Source organism: Streptomyces albireticuli, from assembly GCF_021228125.1.
GTDB classification, from domain to species: Bacteria; Actinomycetota; Actinomycetes; order Streptomycetales; family Streptomycetaceae; genus Streptomyces; species Streptomyces albireticuli.
In genome coordinates this window covers 53,182-76,835 of the sequence record NZ_JAJQQS010000016.1, presented here as the reverse complement: position 1 = coordinate 76,835, position 23,654 = coordinate 53,182, and the positions used below count along the sequence as shown (strand labels likewise).

General features: G+C 76.2%; 1 protein-coding gene (running past one end of the window). It reads right to left on the bottom strand.

Translation table 11 applies throughout. The annotated features are described in order from the left end of the window. Nucleotides 1–23,654, bottom strand: partial view of a type I polyketide synthase gene (locus tag LUZ64_RS26180; protein ID WP_095584536.1) — the 5' portion only. It extends 4,897 nt beyond the left edge of the window; 23,654 of the gene's 28,551 nt are visible here — the first part of the coding sequence; the start codon lies at nucleotides 23,652–23,654; the stop codon falls past the left edge of the window.

Sequence of the window (23,654 nt, the reverse complement as noted above, 5' to 3'; positions counted from 1 at the left end):
TAGTCGAAGGCGAGGGTCGCGGGCAGGGACAGGCCGGTCGCGGCGGCGAGCTTGTTGCGCAGGTCGACGGCGGTCAGCGAGTCGAAGCCGAGGTCCTTGAACGCCTGTCCGGAGGGGACGGCGTCGGCGTCCGGGAACCCGAGCACCGCCGCCACCTCGTCACGGACCACGGACAGGAGTGCCTCGGCTCGCTCCGCGGCCGGGCGAGCGGCGAGCGCGGCCCGGAGTCCGGGCGCGGCCTCCGCCGTGCCGCCCCCGGCGCCGCCGGGGGCCGCCAGGGCCTCGCGGGCCTCGGGCAGCTCCCGGAAGAGCGCGCTGTGCCGGGTCCGGGTGAAGGCCGGGGCGAACACGTCCCAGCGGACGTCGGCCACCGTCACCGAGGAGGCGTCGTCGCCCAGGGAGCGGGCGAGCGCGGTCAGGGCGCGCGCGGCGTCCATCGCGGGCAGCCCGTTGGCGCGCAGGTGCGCGGCCAGGCTGTCGTCGGTGGTGTCCGCCCAGCCGCCCCACGAGACCGACAGGGCGCGCACTCCGCGTGCCCGGTACCGGCGGGCCAGGGCGTCCAGGTGGGCGCCGGCCGCCGCGGCCGCGCTCCGGCCGCTCGCGCCCCAGGTGCCGGCGATCGAGGAGAAGAGGACGAACGCGTCCAGGGTCCGGTCGCCGGTGGCCTCGTCGGCCGTGGCCGACAGGCGCTCGACGCTCGTGTGCAGCGCGGCGAGCGCGGCGGCCGGGTCCTCGTCGGTGGCCGGCTCCTCCTCGCGGGCGTGGACCACCGCGGTCAGCGGCCGGTCCTCCGGGAGGGAGGCGAGCGCGGCCGGCAGCGCCTCGGTGTCTTCCGGGGTCCAGGTGACGGTCGTCAGCCCGGTGCCCAGCGCGTCGAGTTCGGCGCGCAGCTCCGCCGGGTCCGCCGCGGCGGGTCCGGCGAGCAGCACGTGCCCGGCTCCCTGTCCGGCGAGCCAGCGGGCGACGTGGCCGGCGCCGCCGGCCGCCTCGCCGACGACGAGGACGGTGCCGGACGGCTGCCACGGGGCCGCCGTGGCGTCCGCCGTGGCGCGTACGAGCCGGCGTCCGAAGGCGCCCGAGGGGCGCAGCGCCACCTGGTCCTCGCCGTCCGTGCCGGAGAGCACGGCGCGGAACCGGTCGGCCGAGCGCCGGTCGGGTACGTCCGCGAGGTCGACGAGGCCGCCCCAGCGGTCCGGGTGCTCCAGGGCCGTGACCCGGCCGAGCCCCCACACCGCGGCCTGCGCGGCGTTCTCACCGGCGTCCGAGCGGCCCACCGACACGGCGCCCTTGGTGACGCACCACAGCGGGGCGTCGACACCGGCGTCCGCCAGGGCCCGTACCACCCGGCCCGGCTGTGCCAGGCCGACGGGGACGCCGTCGGTGTCCGGGGCGGCGAGGAGGGAGACGACACCGGCGAATCCGGTGCCCTCGGGGGCGAGTCCGGTGAGGCGCGCGGTCAGCGCGGCGGGGTCGGTGACGTCGGCCTCGACGGTGACGGCGTCGTCGCCGAGGGCCGCGGTCACGGCGGCGGTCCACTCGTCGGCGGCGGTTCCCGCCGGGACGAGCGCCAGCCACGGTCCGGTGAGGGTGCCGGACGCGGCGCCGGTGAGCGGCTTCCAGGTCACGTGGTAGCGCCAGCCGTCGACGGTCGAGCGCTCGACGCGGGTGCGCCGCCAGGTGGAAAGGGCGGGCACGAGCGCGGACAGCGCGTCGTCGTCCAGGCCGAGGTCGGCCGAGAGCGACTCCAGGTCCTCGCGCTCCACCGCGGCCCAGAACTCGGCGTCCACGGGGTCCTGCGCGCCGTCCTGAGTACGCCCGGCGGGCGCGCGCTCCGGCCAGAACCACTCGCGCTGGAAGGGGTAGGTGGGCAGGTCGGTACGGCGGGCGCCGGTGCCGTCGAAGAACCCGGACCAATCCACGTCCGCACCGGCGACGTGGAGGCGCGCGAGCGCCGTAAGGAGGGCGGTTTCCTCGGCTCGGTCCTTACGGAGCGCCGATACGGCCAGGGAGGTGTCGTCCAGGGTGTGCTGGGCCATGGCCGTCAGCACCCCGTCGGGACCGAGCTCCAGGAAGACCGAGGCGCCTTCGGCGGCCAGCGTGCGCACGCCGTCGGCGAAGCGGACGGTCTCGCGGACATGCCGCACCCAGTAGTCGGCGGAGCAGACCAGCTCCCGCGTGACGAGCTCGCCCGTCACGTTCGAGACGACCGGGATCCGCGGGGCCTCGTAGGACAGGCCCTCGGCGACGCGGCGGAAGTCCGCCAGCATCGGCTCCATGAGCGCGGAGTGGAAGGCGTGGCTCACCGACAGCCGCTGGGTCTTGCGGCCCTCGGCGGCGAAGCCTTCGGCGATGCCCAGCACCGCCGCCTCGTCGCCCGCGAGGACGACCGCCTCGGGGCCGTTGACCGCGGCGATCGACACGCCGTCGGTCAGCCGTGCGGTGACGTCCTCCTCCGTGGCCTGGACGGCGACCATCGCGCCGCCCGCGGGCAGTGCCTGCATCAGGCGGGCCCGTGCCGCCACCAGGCGGCAGGCGCCCTCCAGCGAGAACACCCCGGCGATGTGCGCCGCGGCGATCTCACCGATGGAGTGACCGGCCACGAAGTCGGGACGGATGCCCCAGGACTCCACGAGGCGGAACAGCGCGACCTCGAAGGCGAACAGCGCCGGCTGGGTGAAGCCCGTCTCGTCCAGGCCCTCCGCGGCGCCGGACATGACGTCCCGCAGGGGGCGGTCCAGCTCGGTGTCGAAGTGGGCCGCGACGGCGTCGAGGGCCTCGGCGAACACCGGGAAGCGGGCGTACAGCTCGCCGCCCATCCCGGCGCGCTGCGCGCCCTGGCCGGAGAACAGCGCGGCGAGCTTCCCGGGGACGTCCCGGACGGCTCCGCGCGAGAGCTCCGAGACCCGCTCGCCGTCGGCGAGCAGCACCGCGCGGTGGGCGAACGCCGTCCTGCCGGTGGCGAGGGAGTACCCCACGTCGGCGGGGGACGGGCCGCTCAGCGCGGTGATCCGCTCGATCTGGGCCGTGAGCGCGGCCTCGGACCTGGCCGACACGGGCCAGGGCACCGGGCCCGCCGCGACGGCGGGCTCCGCGGGCTCGTCCGCCGGGGACCCGGTCTCCGGCGCCTGCTCGATGATGACGTGGGCGTTGGTGCCGCTCACGCCGAAGGCGGAGACGCCGGCCCGCCGGGCGTGCCCGGTCTCGGGCCACGCGCGCTCCTCGGTGAGGAGCGAGACCGCGCCGCCCGACCAGTCGACGTGCGAGGACGGGGCGTCGACGTGCAGGGTCTTCGGCAGGGTGCCGTGGCGCATCGCCAGGAGCACCTTGATGATGCCGGCGACGCCGGCGGCGGCCTGGGTGTGGCCCAGGTTCGACTTGACCGCGCCGAGGAGCAGCGGGCTCGGCCGGTCCTGTCCGTAGGCGGCGATGAGGGCGTGTGCCTCGATGGGGTCGCCGAGGGTGGTGCCGGTGCCGTGGGCCTCGACGACGTCGACGTCGGCGGGTGCCAGGTCGGCGTCGGTGAGGGCCTGGCGGATGACACGCTGCTGAGCCCGCCCGTTGGGGGCGGTCAGGCCGTTGGAGGCGCCGTCCTGGTTGACGGCGGTGCCGCGGACGATGCCCCGGACGTCGTGGCCGTTGCGGCGGGCGTCGGAGAGGCGTTCGAGGACGAGGACGCCGACGCCTTCGGACCAGCTGGTGCCGTCGGCCGAGTCGGAGAAGGCCTTGCAGCGTCCGTCGGGGGCGAGTCCGCCCTGGACGGTGAACTCGGCGAAGGAGTCGGGGCTGGACATGACCGAGACGCCGCCGACGAGCGCGAGGGTGCACTCGCCGCTGCGCAGGGAGCCCGCTGCCATGTGCAGGGCGACGAGCGACGAGGAGCAGGCGGTGTCGACGGTGACGGCCGGGCCCTCGAGGCCGAAGGCGTAGGAGATCCGTCCGGACATGACGCTGGCGGTGTTGCCGGTGGCGACGTGGCCCCGGACGTCGGCGGTGCCCTGGCGCAGGAGGGTGGTGTAGTCCTGGCCGTTGGTGCCGACGAACACTCCGGTGCGGCTGCCGCGCAGGGTGCTCGCGTCGATCCCGGCGGTCTCGAAGACCTCCCAGGCGGTCTCCAGGAGGAGGCGCTGCTGGGGGTCCATGGCGAGGGCCTCGCGGGGCGAGATGCCGAAGAAGGAGGCGTCGAAGAGGCCGACGCCGTCGAGGAAGCCGCCCTCGAGGGTCGCGGACGTTCCTCCGGCGAGGTCGTCGAGGTCCCAGCCGCGGTCGGCGGGGAATCCGGAGATCGCGTCCTCGCCCTGGCTGAGAAGCCGCCAGAGGTCCTCGGGGGACCGGACGCCGCCGGGGAAGCGGCAGTTCATGCCGACGATGGCGATGGGGTCGTCGTCGGCCGCCCGGCCCGCCGGGGCGCCTCCGGCCGGACCGGCCTCGGGGAGGGTGCCGAGGAGCTCGGTGAGCAGGAACTCGGCGAGGGCGCGCGGGGTCGGGTAGTCGTAGACGAGGGTCGCGGGCAGCTTCAGGCCGGTCGTGGCCGTCAGCGCGTTGCGCAGCTCGACGATGGTCAGCGAGTCGAAGCCGAGGTCGCTGAAGGCCTGGTCGGCGCCGATGGCGCCGGTGCCGGAGTGGCCCAGGACCGCGGCGACCTGGCCGCTCAGGAGCTCCAGGACGAACCGGGGGCGTGCCGCCGGGGAGAGTCCGGCGAGGCGCTGGCGCAGCGCGGGTTCGCGCGGGCCGGCCTCCGGTGTCCCGGTGGGTGCCGTGGCGCCGGTGCGGCGCAGTTCGGGGAGGTCGCCGACGAAGGGGTTGGGGCGGAGCGCGGTGAACGCGTCCGTGTAGCGGTCCCAGTCGACGTCCGCGAGGGTCAGGGCGGTGTCGCCGTGCTCGATCGCGTGGCGCAGCGCCGTGAGGGCGAGCTCGGGCGCCATGGGGGTGAAGCCGCCGCGGCGGACGCGGTTCTCGATGCCGGGTCCGTCGGCGGCCATGCCGGCGTCGGCCCAGGGGCCCCAGCCGAGCGAGGTCGCGGGCAGGCCCTGGGCGCGGCGGTGCTCGGCGAAGGCGTCGAGGAAGGCGTTGGCGGCGGCGTAGTTGCCCTGGCCGGGTGCCCCGAGGGTGCCGGCGACGGAGGAGAAGAGGACGAAGGCGGTCAGGCCGTGGTCCCGGGTCGCCTCGTGCAGGTTGAGGGTGGCGGTGAGCTTGGCGCGCAGGACGGCGGTGAACTTCTCGGGGGTGAGGGCGTCCAGGGTGCCGTCGTCGACGGTGCCGGCGGTGTGGAACACCGCGGTGAGCGGGTGCTCCTCGGGGATCGCGGCGAGTACGGCGGTGAGCGCGTCGCGGTCGGCGGTGTCGCAGGCGGCCAGGGTGACGTGGGAGCCGAGCGCGGTGAGTTCGGCGCTCAGTTCCGTGGCGCCGGGCGCGTCGGCGCCGCGCCGGCTGACGAGCAGCAGGTGCCGGGCGCCGCGCGCGGCGAGCCAGCGGGCGACGTGGCCGCCCAGGGCGCCGGTGCCGCCGGTGACGAGCACGGTGCCGGTGGGCCGGAACTCGCCGGGCGCGGGGGCGTCCCCGACGGGGTGGTGCGCCAGGCGGCGGGCGTACGTCGCGGTGGCGCGCACGGCGACCTGGTCCTCGCCGTCCCCGCCGCCCGCGAGGACGGCGGTCAGGCGGCGCAGGGTGGTGTCGGGGAGCTCGTCGGGGAGGTCGACGAGGCCGCCCCAGCGCTCGGGGTGTTCCAGGGCGGTCACCCGGCCGAGGCCCCAGACGGCGGCCTGGGCGGGGCGGGCGAGCCGCTCGGAGCGGCCGACCGCCACGGCGGTGCGGGTGACGCACCACAGGGGTGCCTCGATGCCGGCGTCGCCCAGCGCCTGGACGGCGGCCGTGGTCAGGAGCAGGCCGGCGGGCGTGCCGGAGGCGTCGCGGCCGTCCTCGTCGTCCGCGGCCAGCAGGGACAGTACGCCCGTGAACGCGGCGCCGTCGGCGGTCAGTTCGCGCAGCCGGTCGGCCAGGGCCTCGCGGTGCGGGTCCGTGACGTCGAGGCGGACGGTGTCGGTGCCGAGGGCCCCGGCGACCGCGTCGAGCCATGCCGGGTCGGTCGCGCCGGCCGGGGTGAGCACCAGCCAGGTGCCGGCCGGGCGCGCGGTGCCGGGGGCGGTGGCGCCGGTGAGGGGCTTCCAGGTGGTGCGGTAGCGCCAGCCGTCGACGGTGGAGCGCTCCCGGCGCTTGCGGCGCCAGGACGACAGGGCGGGCACGACGGCGGTGAGGGTGGCGTCGTCCAGCTCCAGGGCGGAGCTCAGGGACGGGATGTCCGCGCGCTCGACCGCCGACCAGAACTCGGTGTCCGCCTCGTCGGCGGCGCCGGTGGGCGCCGCGGTGGGGGCGGCGGGCTCGAGCCAGTAGCGCTCGCGCTGGAAGGGGTAGGTCGGCAGTTCGGTCCGGCGGGCGCCGGTGCCGGCGAAGACGGCGTCCCAGTCGACGCGTACGCCGCGGACGTGGAGCCGGGCGAGGGCCGTGGTGAGCGCGGGGGCCTCGGGCCGGTCGCGGCGCAGCGCCGGGACCGCGACGACGGGGGTGTCCTCGCCGACGGTGCCGCGGACCGCGCCGCTGAGCACGCCGTCCGGGCCGAGCTCCAGGAAGGTGGTCACACCGCGCTCGGTGAGCTCGCGGACGGCGTCGGCGAAGCGGACGGTGCCGCGGACCTGGCCGGTCCAGTACTCCGGCGAGCGGAGTTCGTCGGCGGTGACGAGCGCGCCGGTGACGGTGGACACGAACGGCACGGTGGGCTCGCCGTAGGTGACGCCCGCGGCGACGCGGGCGAAGTCCTCCAGCATCGCGTCCATGTGCGGTGAGTGGAAGGCGTGGCTGACGCGGAGCCGCTTGGTGCGGCGGCCGCGCTCCGCGAAGCGGGCCGCGAGGGCGAGCACCGCGTCCTCGTCACCGGCGACGACCAGGGACGTGGGGGTGTTGAGGGCGGCGACGGACACGCGCCCGTCGTACTCGGCGAGCAGGGGCAGCACCTCGTCCTCGGCGGCCTCCACGGAGGCCATGGCGCCGCCCGTGGGCAGGGCGGCCATCAGCCGGCCGCGTGCCGCGACGAGGGTGCAGGCGTCCTCCAGGGAGAGGACTCCGGCCGCGTGCGCGGCGGCGAACTCGCCGATGGAGTGACCGGCGACGTGGTCGGGGCGGATCCCCCACGACTCCACGAGGCGGAACAGCGCCACTTCGAGGGCGAAGAGGGCGGGCTGGGTGTAGCCGGTGTCGTCGAGGAGCGCGGCCTCGGGGGTGTCCGGCGCGGCGAAGAGGATCTCCCGCAGCGGGCGGTCGAGTTCGAGGTCGAAGCGGGCCAGGACGGCGTCGAGGGCCTCGGCGAAGACGGGGTGGCGGTCGTAGAGCTCGCGTCCCGCCCCCGGGCGCTGGCTGCCCTGGCCGGTGAAGAGGAAGGCCAGGTGGCCGTGGCCCCGCGGGTCGGTGAGCAGCCCGCCGTCGGGGGTGCCGTCGCGCAGGGCGGTCAGGGCGCGGAGGAGCGCGTCGTGGTCGTCGGTGACGACGGCCGCGCGGTGCTCGAGGGCGGCCCGGGAGGTGGCGAGGGAGAAGGCGAGGTCGGTGAGGGGCAGGCCGGGGTTGTCGGCGAGGTGGGTCAGGAGCCGGCCGGCCTGGGCGCGCAGGCCCGCTTCCGTGCGCCCGGACAGCGTCAGGGGGACGGTCGTGGGCTCGGCGGGCGCGGCCGGCGCGGTGGTGGTGTCCTCCTGGGGGGCCTCTTCCGGGGCCTGTTCGAGGATGGTGTGGGCGTTGGTGCCGCTGAGGCCGAACGAGGAGACGGCCGCGCGGCGCGGGTGATCGGTGACCGGCCACGCCTCCGGCTCGGTGAGCAGCCGGATGGCGCCGGCCTCCCAGTCGACGTGCGTGGACGGCTGGTCGACGTGCAGGGTCCGCGGGGCGATCTCGTGGCGCAGGGCCATGACCATCTTGATGACGCTGGCGACGCCGGAGGCCATCTGCGCGTGGCCGATGTTGGACTTCACGGAGCCGAGGAGCAGCGGGAGTCCGGGCTCGCGGCCCTGGCCGTACGTGGCGAGGAGGGCCTGGGCCTCGATGGGGTCGCCGAGGGCGGTGCCGGTGCCGTGGCCGTCGATGACGTCGACCTCGGTGGCGGCCACGCCGGCGTTGGCGAGGGCCTGGCGGATGACGCGCTGCTGGGACGGGCCGTTGGGGGCGGTCAGGCCGTTGGAGGCGCCGTCCTGGTTGACGGCGGAGCCCCGGATGACGGCGAGGACCTCGTGGCCGTTGCGGCGGGCGTCGGAGAGCCGCTCGACGAGGACGAGGCCGACGCCTTCGGCCAGGCTCATGCCGTCGGCCTGGTCGGAGTAGGCCTTGCAGCGTCCGTCGGCGGCCATCGCGCGCTGCCGGCTGAAGCCGACGAAGGCGCCCGGGGTGGACATGATGTTGACACCGCCGGCGAGGGCGAGGGAGCTCTCGCCGTTGCGCAGCGACTGGCAGGCCAGGTGGAGGGCGACGAGGGAGGAGGAGCAGGCCGTGTCGAGCGTGACGGCCGGGCCCTCGAAGCCGTAGGTGTAGGACAGGCGGCCGGACAGGACGCTGGCGATGGTGCCGGTGATCAGGTGTCCCTCGGCGCCCTCGGGGCTGGTGTTGCCGGCGGCGTAGTGCTGGTATCCGGCGCCGATGAAGGTGCCGGTGCTGCTGCCGCGCAGGGTGGCGGGGTCGATGCCGGCGCGCTCCAGGGCCTCCCAGGAGGTCTCCAGCAGCAGGCGCTGCTGGGGGTCCATGGCGAGGGCCTCGCGGGGCGAGATGCCGAAGAAGGAGGCGTCGAACTCGGCCGCGCCGTGGAGGAAGCCGCCCCGGGTCGAGTAGGTGTGGCCCGGCCGGTCGGGGTCGGGGTCGTAGAGGGCCTCGGCGTCCCAGCCGCGGTCGGTCGGGAACTCGCCGGTGGCGTCGCCGCCTTCGGTGATGAGCCGCCACAGCTCCTCGGGGGAGCTGACGCCGCCGGGGTAGCGGCAGCTCATGCCGATGATGGCGATGGGCTCGTCGTCGGCGGGCGTGGTGGCGGCGCGCGCGGCCCCGGCGTCCCCGGTGCGGGCGCCCGCGAGGGCGTCGCGCAGGAAGGCGACGAGCGCGAGCGGGTTGGGGTAGTCGAAGACCATGGTGCTCGGCAGGGCGAGCCCGGTGACGTTGGCGATCCGGTTGCGCAGGTCGACGGCGGTCAGGGAGTCGAAGCCGACGTCGCGGAAGGCCCGCTGCTCGGACAGCACGTCGGGTGAGGCGTGGCCGAGGGCGGTGGCCGCCTCGCCGCGGACCAGGTCCAGCAGGAGGCGGTCCTGCTCGACGGGGGCCAGTCCGAGGAGCTTGGCGGCGAACTCGCCGCCGGAGGCCGGGGCCTGGTCCTTCTCCTCCGTCAGGCGCTGGACCTCGGGCACGTCCTCGAAGAGCGGGGTGGGCCGGGCCGAGGTGAAGACGGGGTGGTAGCGCTCCCAGTCCACGTCGGCGACGGCGAGGACCGTCTCGTCGTCGTCGAGGGCCTGCCGCAGGCCGGTGAGGGCCAGCTGGGGGTCCATGAAGACGAGTCCGCTGCGGCGGATCTGGCCGGGGTCGACGCGGCCGAGCTTGAGGTCGTCGGCCCAGATGCCCCAGGACACGGCGGTGGCATGGGCGCCGCGGGCGCGGCGGTGCTCGGCGAGGGCGTTGAGGTAGGCGTTGCCCGCGACGTAGGCGGCGTGGGCGCCGCTGCCCCACATGCCGGCGGTGGAGGAGTACAGGACGAAGGCGTCGAGCTCCTCGTCGTCGAGGAGTTCGTCGAGGTGGCGGGCGCCGGTGACCTTGGCGTCCACGACCCGGGCGAATTCGTCGAGGGTCGTCCCGTCGATCGGCGCGAGCTCGATGGTGACGGCGGTGTGCACGACCGTGCGGACGGTGTGCCCGTCGGCCTTGAGGTCCGCGAGCATCCCGGCGACCGCGTCGCGGTCGGTCAGGTCGCAGGCGACGGCGGTGGCTTCGCAGCCGAGCTCGGCGAGCTCCTGGAGGAGGTCCGTCACGCCGGGCGCGGCGGGGCCGCGGCGGCTGGTGAGGACGAGGTGCTCGGCGCCCTGCCCGGCGAGCCAGCGGGCCAGGTGGGGGGCGAGGGTGCCGGTGCCGCCGGTGACGAGGGTGGTGCCGCGGGGCGTCCACGGCTTCGCCGGGGCGGGGTCCGCGGGGGTGGCGCGCACGACGCGGCGGGCGAGGACGCCCGAGGCGCGCAGGGCGAGCTGGTCCTCGCCGGTGCGGCCGGTGAGGACGGCGGCCAGGCGTTCGCCGGCCCGCCGGTCGAGCTGTTCGGGCAGGTCGACGAGGCCGCCCCAGCGCTGCGGGAGTTCGAGGGCGGCCGTCCAGCCGAGGCCGAGGATCTGGGCCTGGGCGGGGCGGGTCAGCCGGTCGGCGCGGCCGGTGGAGACGGCGCCGTGGGTCAGGCACCACAGGGGTGCCTCGATGCCGGTGTCGCCGAGCGCCTGGAGCAGCGCGACGGTCAGGGCGAGTCCGGAGGTGAGCGCCGGGTGGTCGGCGCGGGGCTCCTCGGCCCCGGCCAGCAGGGACACCACGCCCGCGAGGTCCGTGGCGCCTTCGAGCTCGGCCAGGCGGGCGGCGAGGACCGCGCGGTCGGCGCAGGCCGCGTCCAGGACGAGGGTGCGCGGCTCGGCGCCGTGGGCGGCGAGGGTCTCGGCGAGGGCGTCGGCGGTGAGCGCGTCGCCGGTGACGTCCTCGGCGGTGACGACGAGCCAGGTGCCCGTCAGGGCCGCCGGGGGCAGGCCGGTGAGCGGCTTCCAGGTGGCGCGGTAGCGCCAGGAGTCCACGGTCGACAGCTCGCGGCGGTGCTTGCGCCAGTGCGACAGGGCGGGGAGCACCGGGGCCAGCTGGGCGCGGTCGAGGCGCAGGCTGGAGGCGAGGGAGTCGACGTCCTCCTCCTCGACCGCCGTCCAGAACTCGGCGTCCGCGGGTGCCTCCTCGTGCGCGTTCCGCGGCTTGACGGGGACGGCCCACAGGTGTTCGCGCTGGAAGGCGTACGTGGGCAGGGGCACCCGGCGGGCGCCGGTGCCGTCGAGGACGCGGGTCCAGTCGGCGCCTGCGCCCCGGACGAACGCCTCGGCCAGGGACGTCAGGAAGCGGTCGGTGCCGCCGGCGTCGCGGCGGAGCGTGCCGAGGACCGCGGCCGGGAGGCCGGCTTCCTCGGCGGTTTCCTGGACGGCCATGGACAGGACGGGGTGGGAGCTGACCTCGATGAAGAAGCGGTGGCCCTGGGCGAGGAGCTCGCGCATGGCGGGCTCGAAGCCGACGGTGCCGCGGAGGTTGGTGTACCAGTAGCCGGCGTCGACGCCGGTGGTGTCGTCGAGCCAGTCGCCGGTGACCGTGGAGAAGAAGGGCACCTGGGCGGGGCGGGGGCGGACGGGCGCGAGGACGGTGGCCAGTTCGTCGCGCAGCAGCTCGACCTGCGCGGAGTGCGAGGCGTAGTCCACGGCGACGCGCTTGGCGCGGATGTCCTCGCCGACCAGTTCGGCCTGGAAGGCGTCCAGCGGGGCGGTGGCGCCGGAGACGACGACGGACCGGGGTCCGTTGACGGCGGCGACGGACAGGCCCTCGTAGGCGCCGAGGCGCCGCTCGACCTCGGCCACGGGCAGCGGGACCGACATCATGCCGCCGGATCCGGCCAGTACGCGGCCGATGGCCTGGCTGCGCAGCGCCACCACGCGGGCGGCGTCCTCCAGGGAGAGGGCGCCGGCGACGGCGGCCGCGGCGATCTCGCCCTGCGAGTGGCCGGCGACGGCGTCGGGGGTGATGCCGTGGGCGCGCCACATCTCGGCCAGGGAGACCATGACGGCCCACGAGGCGGGCTGGACGACGTCGACGCGGTCCAGGGTGGGGGCGCCCTCGGCCTGGCGGATCACGTCGAGCAGGGACCAGTCGACGAAGGCGGACAGGGCGGTGGCGCACTCGGTCAGGCGCTCGGCGAAGACCGGCGACTCCTCCAGCAGCCGCGCCCCCATGCCGGCCCACTGGGAGCCCTGGCCGGGGAAGACGAACACGGTCTTGCCGTCGGTGTCGGCGACGCCCTGGACGACGCCCGGGAGCGAGCGTCCCTCGCCGAGGGCGGCGAGCGCGGCCCGCGCGTCCTCGCCGCCGGTGCCGACGACGACGGCGCGGTGCTCGAAGAGCGTGCGGGAGGTCAGCAGGGAGTGACCCGCGTCGAGGGCGCTCACGGCCTCGGCGTCGAGGTGGGCGGCGAGCCGGGCGGCCTGGCCGCGCAGGGCGCCCGGGGTCCGCGCGGACAGCACCCAGGGGATGACGCCGCCGACCGGGGGAACCGGCTCGGTCTCCGGCGCGGGGGCGGCCTCCTGGGGCCGGGGGGCCTCTTCGAGGACCGTGTGGGCGTTGGTGCCGCTGATGCCGAAGGAGGAGACCGCGCAGCGGCGCGTGCGCTCGCCCTCGGGCCAGTCGGCCCCGTCGGTCAGCAGGGAGACCGCGCCGGACGTCCAGTCGACGTGGGTGGAGGGGGCGTCGGCGTGCAGGGTGCGGGGCAGCGCGCCGTGGCGCAGGGCCATGACCATCTTGATGACGCTCGCGACGCCGGCCGCCGACTGGGTGTGGCCGATGTTGGACTTCACGGAGCCCAGGAGCAGCGGGCGCTCGGTGTCCCGGTCCTTGCCGTAGGTGGCGAGGAGGGCCTGGGCCTCGATGGGGTCGCCGAGGGCGGTGCCGGTGCCGTGCGCCTCGACGACGTCGATGTCGGCGGGGGCGAGCCCGGCGTTGGCGAGGGCCTGGCGGATGACGCGCTGCTGGGACGGGCCGTTGGGCGCGGACAGGCCGTTGGAGGCGCCGTCCTGGTTGATGGCCGAGCCGCGGACGACGGCGAGGACTTCGTGGCCGTTGCGGCGGGCGTCGGAGAGCCGCTCCAGGACGAGGATGCCGACGCCCTCGGCGAGGGTCATGCCGTCGGCGCCGTCGGAGAACGCCTTGCAGCGGCCGTCGTCGGCGAGGGCCCGTTGCCGGCTGAAGGCGATGAACGGGCTGGGGTTGGTCATCACGGTGGCGCCGCCGGCGAGGGCGAGGGAGCTCTCGCCGTTGCGCAGCGACTGGCAGGCCAGGTGCAGGGCGACCAGGGAGGAGGAGCAGGCCGTGTCGACGGTGACCGCCGGGCCTTCGAGGCCGAAGAGGTAGGACAGCCGGCCGGAGAGCACGCTCGGGCTGGTGCCGGTCACCAGGTGACCGGCGGAGCTGTCGCCGACGCCGAACCCGTACTCCTGGTAGGTGGAGCCGATGAAGGCCCCGGTCGGGCTGCCGTGGAGGCCGGTGGGGTCGATGCCGGCCTGCTCGAAGGCCTCCCAGGTGGTCTCCAGCAGCAGGCGCTGCTGGGGGTCCATGGAGAGGGCCTCGCGCGGGGAGATGCCGAAGAAGGAGGCGTCGAACTCGCCCGCGTCGTGCAGGAAGCCGCCCTGGGTGGAGTAGGTCGTGCCGGGGTTGTCGGGGTCCGGGTGGTAGAGGCCGGTGTCCCAGCCGCGGTTGACGGGGAAGTCGGTGATGGCGTCGACGCCTTCGGAGACGAGCTCCCAGAACTGCTGCGGGGAGCGGACGCCGCCGGGGAAGCGGCAGCTCATGCCGACGATGGCGATGGGCTCGTCGAGGCTGCCGGAGGGCACGGCCGCGGGGGCCGCCGCCGTGCCGTCGGTGCCGAGGAGTTCGCCGCGCAGGTGGCGGGCGAGGGCGGCGGGGGTCGGGTAGTCGAAGACCAGGGTGGCGGGCAGGGGCAGGCCGGTGAGCGTGGCCAGCCGCTTGCGGAGCTCCACGGCGGTCAGCGAGTCGAAGCCCGCCTCGCGGAAGGCCCGGCGCTCGGCGACGCCCTCGGTGGAGGTGTGGCCGAGGACGACGGCCGCCTCGGCGCGCACCAGCTCGGTCAGCAGCCGCTCCTGGCCGGCCTGGTCCAGGCCCCGCAGGCGTGCGGCGAACTCCGGCGCGGCGCTCTCGCCGTCGGTGTGCGCGAGGGCCTGGACGTCGGTCAGCTCGTCGAAGAGGGCGCTGGGACGGGCGGAGGTGAAGACGGGGTGGTAGCGCTCCCAGTCGATGTCGGCGACGGTGACGGTGACGTCCTCCTGGACGACCGCGCGCCGCAGTTCGGCGAGGGCCGTCGCGGGGGCGAGGAAGCGCAGTCCGCGCTTGAGGAGCTGGTCGGCGAAGCCGTCGCTGGTGGCCATGCCGGCCTCGGCCCAGGGGCCCCAGGCCACGGAGGTCGCGGGCAGGCCGCGGGCGCGGCGGTGCTCGGCGAGGGCGTCGAGGTAGGCGTTGGCGGCGCCGTAGGCGCTCTGCCCGGCGCTGCCCCACACTCCGGCGATGGAGGAGACCAGGACGAAGAAGTCCAGGTCGTGGCCGTCGAGGAGGGAGTCCAGGTGGGCGGCGCCGAGCAGTTTCGCGGCCATCGTGGCCGCGGCCTCGTCGAGGGGGGTCTCCGCGAGGGAGGCCGCCTGGCCGACGCCGGCCGCGTGCACGACGCCGGTCAGCGGGTGCTCGGCGGGGACGGCCGCCAGCAGGCCGGCGAGCGCGGCGCGGTCGGCGGTGTCGCAGGCCGCGAGGGTGACGCGGGCGCCCAGGCCCTCGAGCTCGGCGGCCAGTTCGGCGGCGCCGGGGGCGTCGGGACCGCGGCGGCTGGTGAGCAGGAGGTGCTCGGCGCCGCTGCGGGCGAGCCAGCGGGCGACCTCGGCGCCGAGGGCCCCGGTGCCGCCGGTGACGAGCACGGTACCGCGGGCGGTGAAGGCGTCGGCCGGGGGCAGCTCGGCGAGCGCGTGGCGCACGAGGCGCCGGGCGAACGCGCCGGCCGCGCGGATGGCGAGCTGGTCCTCGCCGCCCGGTGCGGCGAGGGCGCTGACGAGGTGCTGGGTGGCGGGCGCGTCGAGGACGGCCGGGAGGTCGATCAGGCCCCGCCACAGCTGGGGGTGCTCCAGGGCGGCGACGCGGCCGAGGCCCCAGACCGCCGCCTGGAGGGGGGCGGTGAGCGGGTCGGCGGAGCCGGTGGAGACCGCGCCCCGGGTCAGGGTCCACACGGGCGCGGCGAAGCCGGTGTCCACGAGGGCCTGGGTCAGGAGGAGCGTGCGGGCGAGCCCGGCCGGCGGCTCGGCGTCGAGCGGCCGGCCGGCCTCGTCGGCGAGCGGGAGGAGGGACAGGACGCCCGAGAAGGTCCGGTCCTCGCCGCGGACGGCGTCGAGGCGGGCGGCGAGCGCGGCCCGGTCGGTGCGGTGCTCCAGGACGAGGGTCTCGAACTGGGCGCCGTGGCCGCGCAGCGCGTCCAGGACGTCGTCGCCGTCGGTGCCCTCGGCGCTGACGACCAGCCAGGTGCCGTCGAGGACGGGGGCGGCGGCGGCCCGGACGGGCCGCCAGGCGACCTGGTAGCGGGTGGAGTCCAGCAGGGCCTTCTCGTGCCGGTGCTGCCGCCAGGACGACAGGGCGGGGAGCAGCGCGTAGAGGGAGGCGTGCTGTTCGTCGCGCAGGCCCAGGAGACCGGCGAGCCCGGCCGCGTCGCCACGCTCGACGGCGCCCCACAGCTCGGCGTCGGCCGGGTCGGCGGCGGTCTGCGGCGCGTGGGCGGCCGGGTCGGCCTCGGGCCAGTAGCGCTCGTGCTGGAAGGCGTAGGTGGGCAGGTCCACGGTGCGCGCGCCGGTGCCGGCGAAGTACGCGGCCCAGTCGACGGGCGTGCCGTGCACGTGCAGGCGGGCCAGCGCGGTGGCCGCGCAGGCCTCCTCGCCGCGCCCGGTGCGCAGCATGGGGACGATGTGCGCGTCCGTGTCGTCGCCGAGGGCGTCCTGCGCGGCGGCCGACAGCACGCTGTCGGGGCCGAGTTCGAGGAAGGTGCCGGCTCCGCAGTCGTGCGCGGCGCGCATGGTGTCGGCGAAGCGGACGGCGCCGCGGGCGTGCGCGACCCAGTAGTCGGCGGAGCGCAGCTCGGCGTCGGTGGCGGGGCGTCCGGTGAGACCGGAGATGACGGTCACGTCCGGCGCGTGGTAGGTGAGCTCGGCGGCGACCTCGCGCAGCCCGTCGAGCGCGGGCTCCATGAGCGGCGAGTGGAAGGCGTGGCTGACTTCCAGGCGCTTGGTCTTGCGGCCCTGGGCGGCGAAGTGGGCGGCGATCTCCTCGACGGCGGCCAATTCCCCGGCGACCACGATGCTGAGGGGGCCGTTGACGGCGGCGACGGAGACCTCGTGCTCGCGCCCGGCGAGCAGCGGCGCGAGCTCGTCCTCGGTGGCCTGAAGGGAGATCATCGCGCCGCCGGCGGGCAGCTCCTGCATCAGCCGTCCGCGCGCGGTCACCAGGCGGGCCGCGTCGGGCAGCGAGAGGACGCCCGCGACGTGCGCGGCGGTGATCTCGCCGATGGAGTGGCCCATCAGGACGTCGGGGCGGATGCCCCAGGTGCGCAGCAGGCGGTGGAGCGCGACGCCGATGGCGAACAGCGCGGGCTGGGTCCACCGGGTGCGGCCCAGCAGCTCCGCCTCGGGGGTGCCCTCCTCGGCGAACAGAACGTCCTTGAGGGGACGGTCCAGGTACGGGTCGAGGGCGGCGGTCACCTCGTCTATGGCCTGGGCGAACGCGGGGAAACGGGCGGCGAGTTCGCGGCCCGCGCCGGGGCGCTGGCTGCCCTGCCCGGAGAACACCACGGCCAGCTTGCCGGCGCCGCCGACCTCGCCCTCGGTGAGGGCGGGGTCGGGCCGGTCGGCGGCCAGGGCGGTCAGGGCGCGCAGCAGTTCGTCGCGGTCGCCGGTGACGACGGCCCGCTGGTCGAAGGCCGAGCGGGTGGTGGTGAGGGAGAGGCCGATGTCGGCCGGGTCGAGCGTGGGGTGGTCGTCGAGGAAGGCGCGCAGGCGGCCGGCCTGGTCCCGGAGTGCCGACCGGCTCCTGCCGGACAGGGCCCACGGGACGACGGCCGGGGTGAGCCGCGGCTGTCCTTCCGTGTCGTCCGGGCCGGGGGCGGCCGGCGGCTCCTCGACGATGACGTGCGCGTTCGTACCGCTGAAGCCGAAGGAGGAGATGGCGGCGCGGCGCGGCCGGCCGGCCTGCGGCCAGGGGGTCTCCTCGGTGAGCAGGCGCACCGCTCCGGCGTCCCACTCCACGTGCGAGGAGGGCTCGTCGGCGTGCAGGGTGCGGGGCAGCGTGCCGTGGCTCATGGCCATGACCATCTTGATGATGCCGGCGACGCCGGCGGCGGCCTGGGTGTGGCCGATGTTGGACTTCACGGAGCCGAGCAGCAGCGGGCGCTCGGCGTCGCGGTCCTTGCCGTAGGTGGCGAGGAGGGCCTGGGCCTCGATGGGGTCGCCGAGCGTGGTGCCGGTGCCGTGGCCCTCGACCGCGTCGACGTCGGCCTCGGAGAGGCCGGCGGCGGCCAGCGCCTGGCGGATGACGCGCTGCTGGGACGGGCCGTTGGGCGCGGTGAGGCCGTTGGAGGCGCCGTCCTGGTTGACGGCGGAGCCCCGGACGACGGCCAGGACGCGGTGCCCGTTGCGGCGGGCGTCGGAGAGCCGCTCCAGGACGAGCACGCCGACGCCTTCGGACCAGCCGACGCCGTCGGCGCCGTCGCCGAACGCCTTGCAGCGGCCGTCCGCGGAGAGACCGCGCTGCCGGGAGAACTCGATGAAGGCGCCCGGGGTCGACATCACGGTGACGCCGCCGGCCAGGGCGAGCGAGCACTCCCCCGCGCGCAGGGCCTGCATCGCCCAGTGCATGGCGACGAGGGAGGAGGAGCAGGCGGTGTCGACGGTGACGGCGGGACCTTCGAGGCCGAGGGTGTAGGAGACTCGGCCGGAGGCGATGCTGGGGGCGGTGCCGCTGCCCTGGTGGCCCTCGAAGCGGCCGCCGGCGAGCGTCTGGGCGTAGTCGTTGTACATGACGCCCGCGAACACGCCGGTCTGGCTGCCGCGCAGGGTCGCCGGGTCGATGCCGGCGCGCTCGAACGCCTCCCAGGACGCCTCGAGGAGGAGTCGCTGCTGGGTGTCGGTGGCCAGGGCCTCGCGGGGGCTCATGCCGAAGAACGCGGGGTCGAAGTCGGCGGCGTCGTGCAGGAAGCCGCCGAAGCGGGTGTACGAGGTGCCGAGGCGGTCCGGGTCCGGGTCGTAGAGCGCGTCCAGGTCCCAGCCGCGGTCGGTGGGCAGGCCCGAGATGGCGTCGGTGCCCTCGCTGACGAGTCGCCACAGGTCCTCGGGCGAGCTGACGCCGCCGGGGTAGCGGCAGCTCATGCCGACGATGACGATCGGGTCCTGCTCGGTGGCGGCGCGCGGGGCGGCCGCCGCGGCGGCGGCCTCGGAGCCCATGAGCTCGCCGAGGAGGTGCGCGGCGAGCGCGGCGACGGTCGGGTAGTCGAAGACCAGCGTGGCGGCGGTGCGCAGACCGGTGGCGGCGCCGATGCGGTTACGCAGCTCGACGGCGGTGAGCGAGTCGAAGCCCAGGTCGCGGAAGGAGCGTCGCGCGTCGACGTCGGTGGCGCCGGAGTGGCCGAGGACGGCGGCGACCTGTCCGGCGACGAGGTCGGTCATCACCTCGGTGCGGTCGGTCTCCTCCAGCCGGGACAGCTTCTGGACGAGGGTGACGGCCGTCTCGGAGCCATGGGCGGCCGAGCGGCGGGCGGGGGCGCGGACGAGGCCGCGCAGCAGGTGCGGCACCTCGCCCTGGCCGCGCAGGACGGACAGGTCGAGCCTGGCCGGGAGCAGGACGGCGGCCGTGGTGCCGGTCGACGTGCCGGTCACGGCGGCGGTCGCCGCGTCGAAGAGCGCGACGCCCTGTTCCTCGGTGAGCGCGGGCGTGCCCATACGGGCCAGGCGCTGGAGGTCGGCGTCGGTCAGACCGCCGGTCATGCCGCCGGTGGGCACCCAGGGGCCCCAGGCCAGGGCGAGGCCCGGCAGTCCGGCGGCGCGGCGCAGCTGGGCGACGGCGTCGACGAAGGCGTTCGCGGCGGCGTAGTTGCCCTGGCCGGCGCCGCCGAGGGTGCCGGAGAGGGAGGAGAAGACGACGAAGGCGGCGAGGTCCAGTTCGCGGGTGGCCTCGTGGAGGTGCCACACGGCGTCGGCCTTGGGCCGCAGGACCGCGCTGATCCGCTCGGGGGTCAGCGACTCGACGACGCCGTCGTCGAGGACGCCGGCGCTGTGCACGACGGCGGTGAGGGGGTGCTCGGCGGGCACGCCGGCGAGCAGCCGCTCCACGGCGGCCCGGTCGGCGAGGTCGCAGGCCGCGACCTCGACCCGGGCGCCGTGCCCGGTCAGTTCGCCGACGAGCTCCTCTACGCCCTCGGCGTCGGTGCCCCGGCGGCTGGCGAGCAGCAGGTGCCGTACGCCGCGCTCGGCGACGAGGTGGCGGGCCATGACGCGGCCCAGGCCGCCCATGGCGCCGGTGAGGAGGACGGTGCCCTCGGGGTTCCACCCGTCACCGGTCTCCGGCGCCTGGGCGCGGGCGAGCCGCGCGCCGAGCACCGTGTCGCCGCGGAGGGCGGTCTGCGGCTCGTCCGCGCCCAGGGCGCGGAGCAGGGCGGTCGGCGAGGGCGCGCCCTCGGTGCCGAGGTCCAGCAGGCCGAAGCGGCCGGGGTGTTCGGCCTGGGCGGCGCGCACCAGGCCCCGGACGGCGGCGGCCGCCGGGTCCGGTGTCCCGTGGCCGTCGGTCGCGACGGCGCCGCGGGTGACGAGGACCAGCCGGGAGGCGGTGTGGCGCTCGTCCGCGAGCCAGGTGCGCAGGAGCTCCAGGACGTGGGCGGTGCGGGCGTGCGCGGAGAGGACCGGGTCGTCGTCGGTGGTCCCGGCGACGGGGGCGAGCACGACGTCCGGGACGTCGGTGCCGTCGGTGCCGGGCAGGGTGGTGACCGCGAGGCCGGACGAGGTCAGGGCCTCGGTGAGGCCGAAGAGGTCCTGGCCGAGGACTGCGGCCGAGGCGGGTGCCGTCCCGGTGGTCTCCCGCAGGGGGGTCCAGCGCTGCTCGAACAGGGCGTCGCGCGTGAGGTGCGCGGCGGTGGCGAGCCCGTCCTCGGGCACCGCGCGCAGGACGAGCGAGCCGACGGAGGCCACGGGGGCGCCCGTGGTGTCGGTGACGGCGATCGCCACGGCGTCGTCGGCGACGCGGGTGAGCTTCACCCGGACCGTGGTCGCCCCGCTCGCGTGCAGGGTGACGTCCTGCCACGAGAAGGGCAGGCCGCCGCGGCCGTGCTCGCCGAGGCCGGCGAAGGCCGTGGCGTGCAGGGTGGCGTCCAGCAGGGCCGGGTGGATCCCGAACGCCCCCGCGTCGGCGCCGTCGGTGTCCGGGAGGGACACCTCGGCGTAGACGTCGTCGCCGTCGCTCCACGCGGCGCGCAGGCCCTGGAAGAGGGGGCCGTAGCCGAATCCGCTGTCGACGACGCGGTCGTAGAAGCCGTCGAGGTCCACCGGCCGGGCGGCGGCGGGGGGCCAGACGGGGGTGTCGAAGTCGGCGCGGTGCTCACCGGCGACGAGGGTGCCGGAGGCGTGCTGCGTCCAGGGGAGCTCCTCGGTCCCCTCGGGGCGGGAGTGGACGCTCAGGGGGCGGCGGCCGGTCTCGTCCGGGCTGCCGACCCACACCTGCACCTGGACGCCGCCCTCCGCGGGCAGGACCAGGGGCGCGGCCAGGGTGAGTTCCTCGACGCGGTCGCAGCCGACCTCGTCACCGGCGCGGACGGCGAGCTCCAGGAAGGCGGTGCCGGGGAGCAGTACCGTGCCGCGCACGGCGTGGTCGGCGAGCCAGGGGTGGGTCCGCAGCGAGAGCCGGCCGGTGAGCAGCAGGCCGTCGGAGTTGGCGACCGACACGGCAGCCGCGAGCAGCGGGTGGTGTGCGGCGCCCAGGCCGGCGGCGCGGACGTCACCGCCCTGCCCGGCGATGCCCTTGGGCCAGTAGTGGCGGCGCTGGAAGGCGTAGGTGGGGAGGTCCGTGCGGCGGGCGCCGGTGCCGGCGAAGTAGGGCTCCCACTGGACGGCGACGCCGCGGACGTGGAGGCCCGCGAGGGTGGTGGTGAGGGTCTCGGCCTCGGGGCGGCCCGGCCGCAGGACGGCGAGCGCGGCGGGGACCGCGTCGGCCGTGTCCTCGGTGGTGCCGGTGGCGCCGAGGTGTGCCTGTGCCATGGCGGACAGGACGCCGTCGGGGCCCAGTTCGAGGAAGGTGCCGGTGCCGTGGCCGGTCAGCCAGGTGAGCGCGTCGGAGAAGCGGACGGCGTGGCGTGCGTGGTCCACCCAGTAGGACGCGGAGGTCAGCTGCTCGACCGTGGCGAGGGTGCCGGTGAGCGCGGAGACGACGGGGAGGACGGGTGCCTGCGGGCTGAGGCCGGCGACGACGGCGCGGAACTCCTCGAGCATGGGCTCCATGAGCGGGGAGTGGAAGGCGTGCGAGACCTTGAGGCGCTTGGTCCTGCGGCCGAGCGCGGTGAAGTGGTCGGCGACGGCGGCGACCTCGTCCGCGTCACCGGCGACGACGACGGAGGCGGGCCCGTTGACCGCCGCGACGGAGACGCGGTCCGAACGGTTCTCCAGCAGGGGCAGGACCTCGTCCTCGGCCGCCTCGACGGAGACCATGGCGCCGCCGGCGGGCAGGGCCTGCATCAGCCGGCCGCGCGCGAGGACCAGGGCGGCCGCGTCGGCGGCCGTGAAGACGCCGGCGACGTGCACGGCGGCGATCTCGCCGATGGAGTGGCCGGCGAGGAAGTCGGGCTTGACGCCGAGGGACTCGGTCAGCCGGTGGAGGGCGACCTCGAGGGCGAACAAGGCGGGCTGCGCGTAGCCGGTGCCGTTCAGCAGCTCGGCCTCGGGGGTGCCCTCGGCGGCGAACAGCACCTCCTTCAGGGGCCGTTCGAGGCCCTGGTCGAGGTGGCCGCAGATCTCGTCGAGGGCGGTGGCGAAGGCGGGGAAGCGCGCGTACAGCTCGCGTCCCATGCCCGGCCGCTGGGAGCCCTGGCCCGCGAAGAGGAAGGCGAGCTTGGCGCGTCCCTGTGCGGTGCCGCGCACCAGGCCGGGGGCGGGCTCGCCGTCGGCGAGCGCGGTGAGGACGGCGAGGGCCCGGTCGCGGTCGGCGGCGGTGAAGGCCGCGCGGTGCTCGAAGGCGGAGCGCGCCGTGGCCAGGGAGTAGGACGCGTCGACGGGCACGAGGCCGGGGCGGGAGCCGAGGAACGCCAGGAGGCGGGAGGCCTGGGCGCGCAGGGCCTCGGGAGTGCGGCCGGAGACGAGCCACGGGACGGTGCCGGCCTCGAGGGGTTCGGCGACGGCGGCCGCGGTCTCCTGACCGGTCTCGCCGTCGGCGTCCTGGCCGGCCTCGGGGGCCTGGAGGGGCGGCGCCTCCTCCAGGATGGTGTGCGCGTTGGTGCCGCTGAGGCCGAAGGACGAGACGCCGGCCCGGCGGGGCGCGTCCCCCTGCGGCCACGGGTGCGGCTCGTTCAGCAGGCGTACGGACCCGGACGTCCAGTCGACATGCGTGGACGGGGTCTCCGCGTGGAGCGTGCGGGGCAGGGTGCCGTGCCGCATGGCCAGCACCATCTTGATGACGCCGGCCATGCCGGCGGCCGCCTGGGTGTGGCCGAGGTTCGACTTCACGGAGCCGAGCAGCAGCGGGCGGTCCTCGGCGCGGTTGCGACCGTAGGTGGCGAGCAGGGCCTGGGCCTCGACCGGGTCACCGAGGGAGGTTCCCGTGCCGTGCGCCTCGACGACGTCGATCTCGTCGGCCGAGAGCCGGGCGTTGACCAGCGCCTGCTCGATGACCCGCCGCTGGGACGGGCCGTTGGGGGCGGTCAGGCCGTTGGAGGCGCCGTCCTGGTTGACGGCGGAGCCCCGGACGACGGCCAGGACCTCGTGGCCGTTGCGGCGGGCGTCGGAGAGCCGCTCCAGGACGAGGACGCCGACGCCCTCGGCCCAGCCGGTGCCGTCGGCGCCGTCGGCGAAGGAGCGGCAGCGCCCGTCGGTGGCGAGTCCGCCCTGGCGGTCGAACTCGGTGAACGTGATGGGCGAGGACATCACCGTGACGCCCGCCGCCAGGGCCATGGAGCACTCGCCCTGGCGCAGGGAGTGGGCTGCGAGGTGCAGGGCGACCAGGGAGGACGAGCAGGCGGTGTCGACCGTCACCGCCGGCCCGACGGCCCCGAAGAAGTAGGAGAGCCGGCCCGACAGGACGCTGGTGGCGCTGCCCGTCAGGGTGAAGCCCTGGACGTCGTCGTCCGGGCCCACCCGGTACTCGTGGGGCATGGCCCCGACGAACATGCCGGTCCGGCTGCCCCGGACCGTCGCCGGGTCGATGCCGGCCCGCTCGAAGGCCTCCCACGAGGACTCCAGCAGCACCCGCTGCTGGGGGTCCATCGCGAGGGCCTCGCGCGGGGAGATCCCGAAGAATCCGGCGTCGAACTCGGCGGCCTCGTGCAGGAACCCGCCGGAGTACTTCCCCGCGTCCTCGGTCAGCAGCTCCCAGCCCCGGTCCTCGGGGAACCCTGTGATGCCCTCCTCGCCCGCGACGAGCATGGACCAGAGCTCCTCAGGGCTCTGCACGTCCCCGGGGAAGCGGCAGCTCATGCCCACGATCGCGATGGGCTCGCGAGCGGCCGCCTCCAGTTCGCCCACCCGCTGCCGGGAACGCCGCAGATCGGCGCTCGCCCGCTTCAGGTAGTCGCGGAGCTTCTGTTCCTTGTCCAT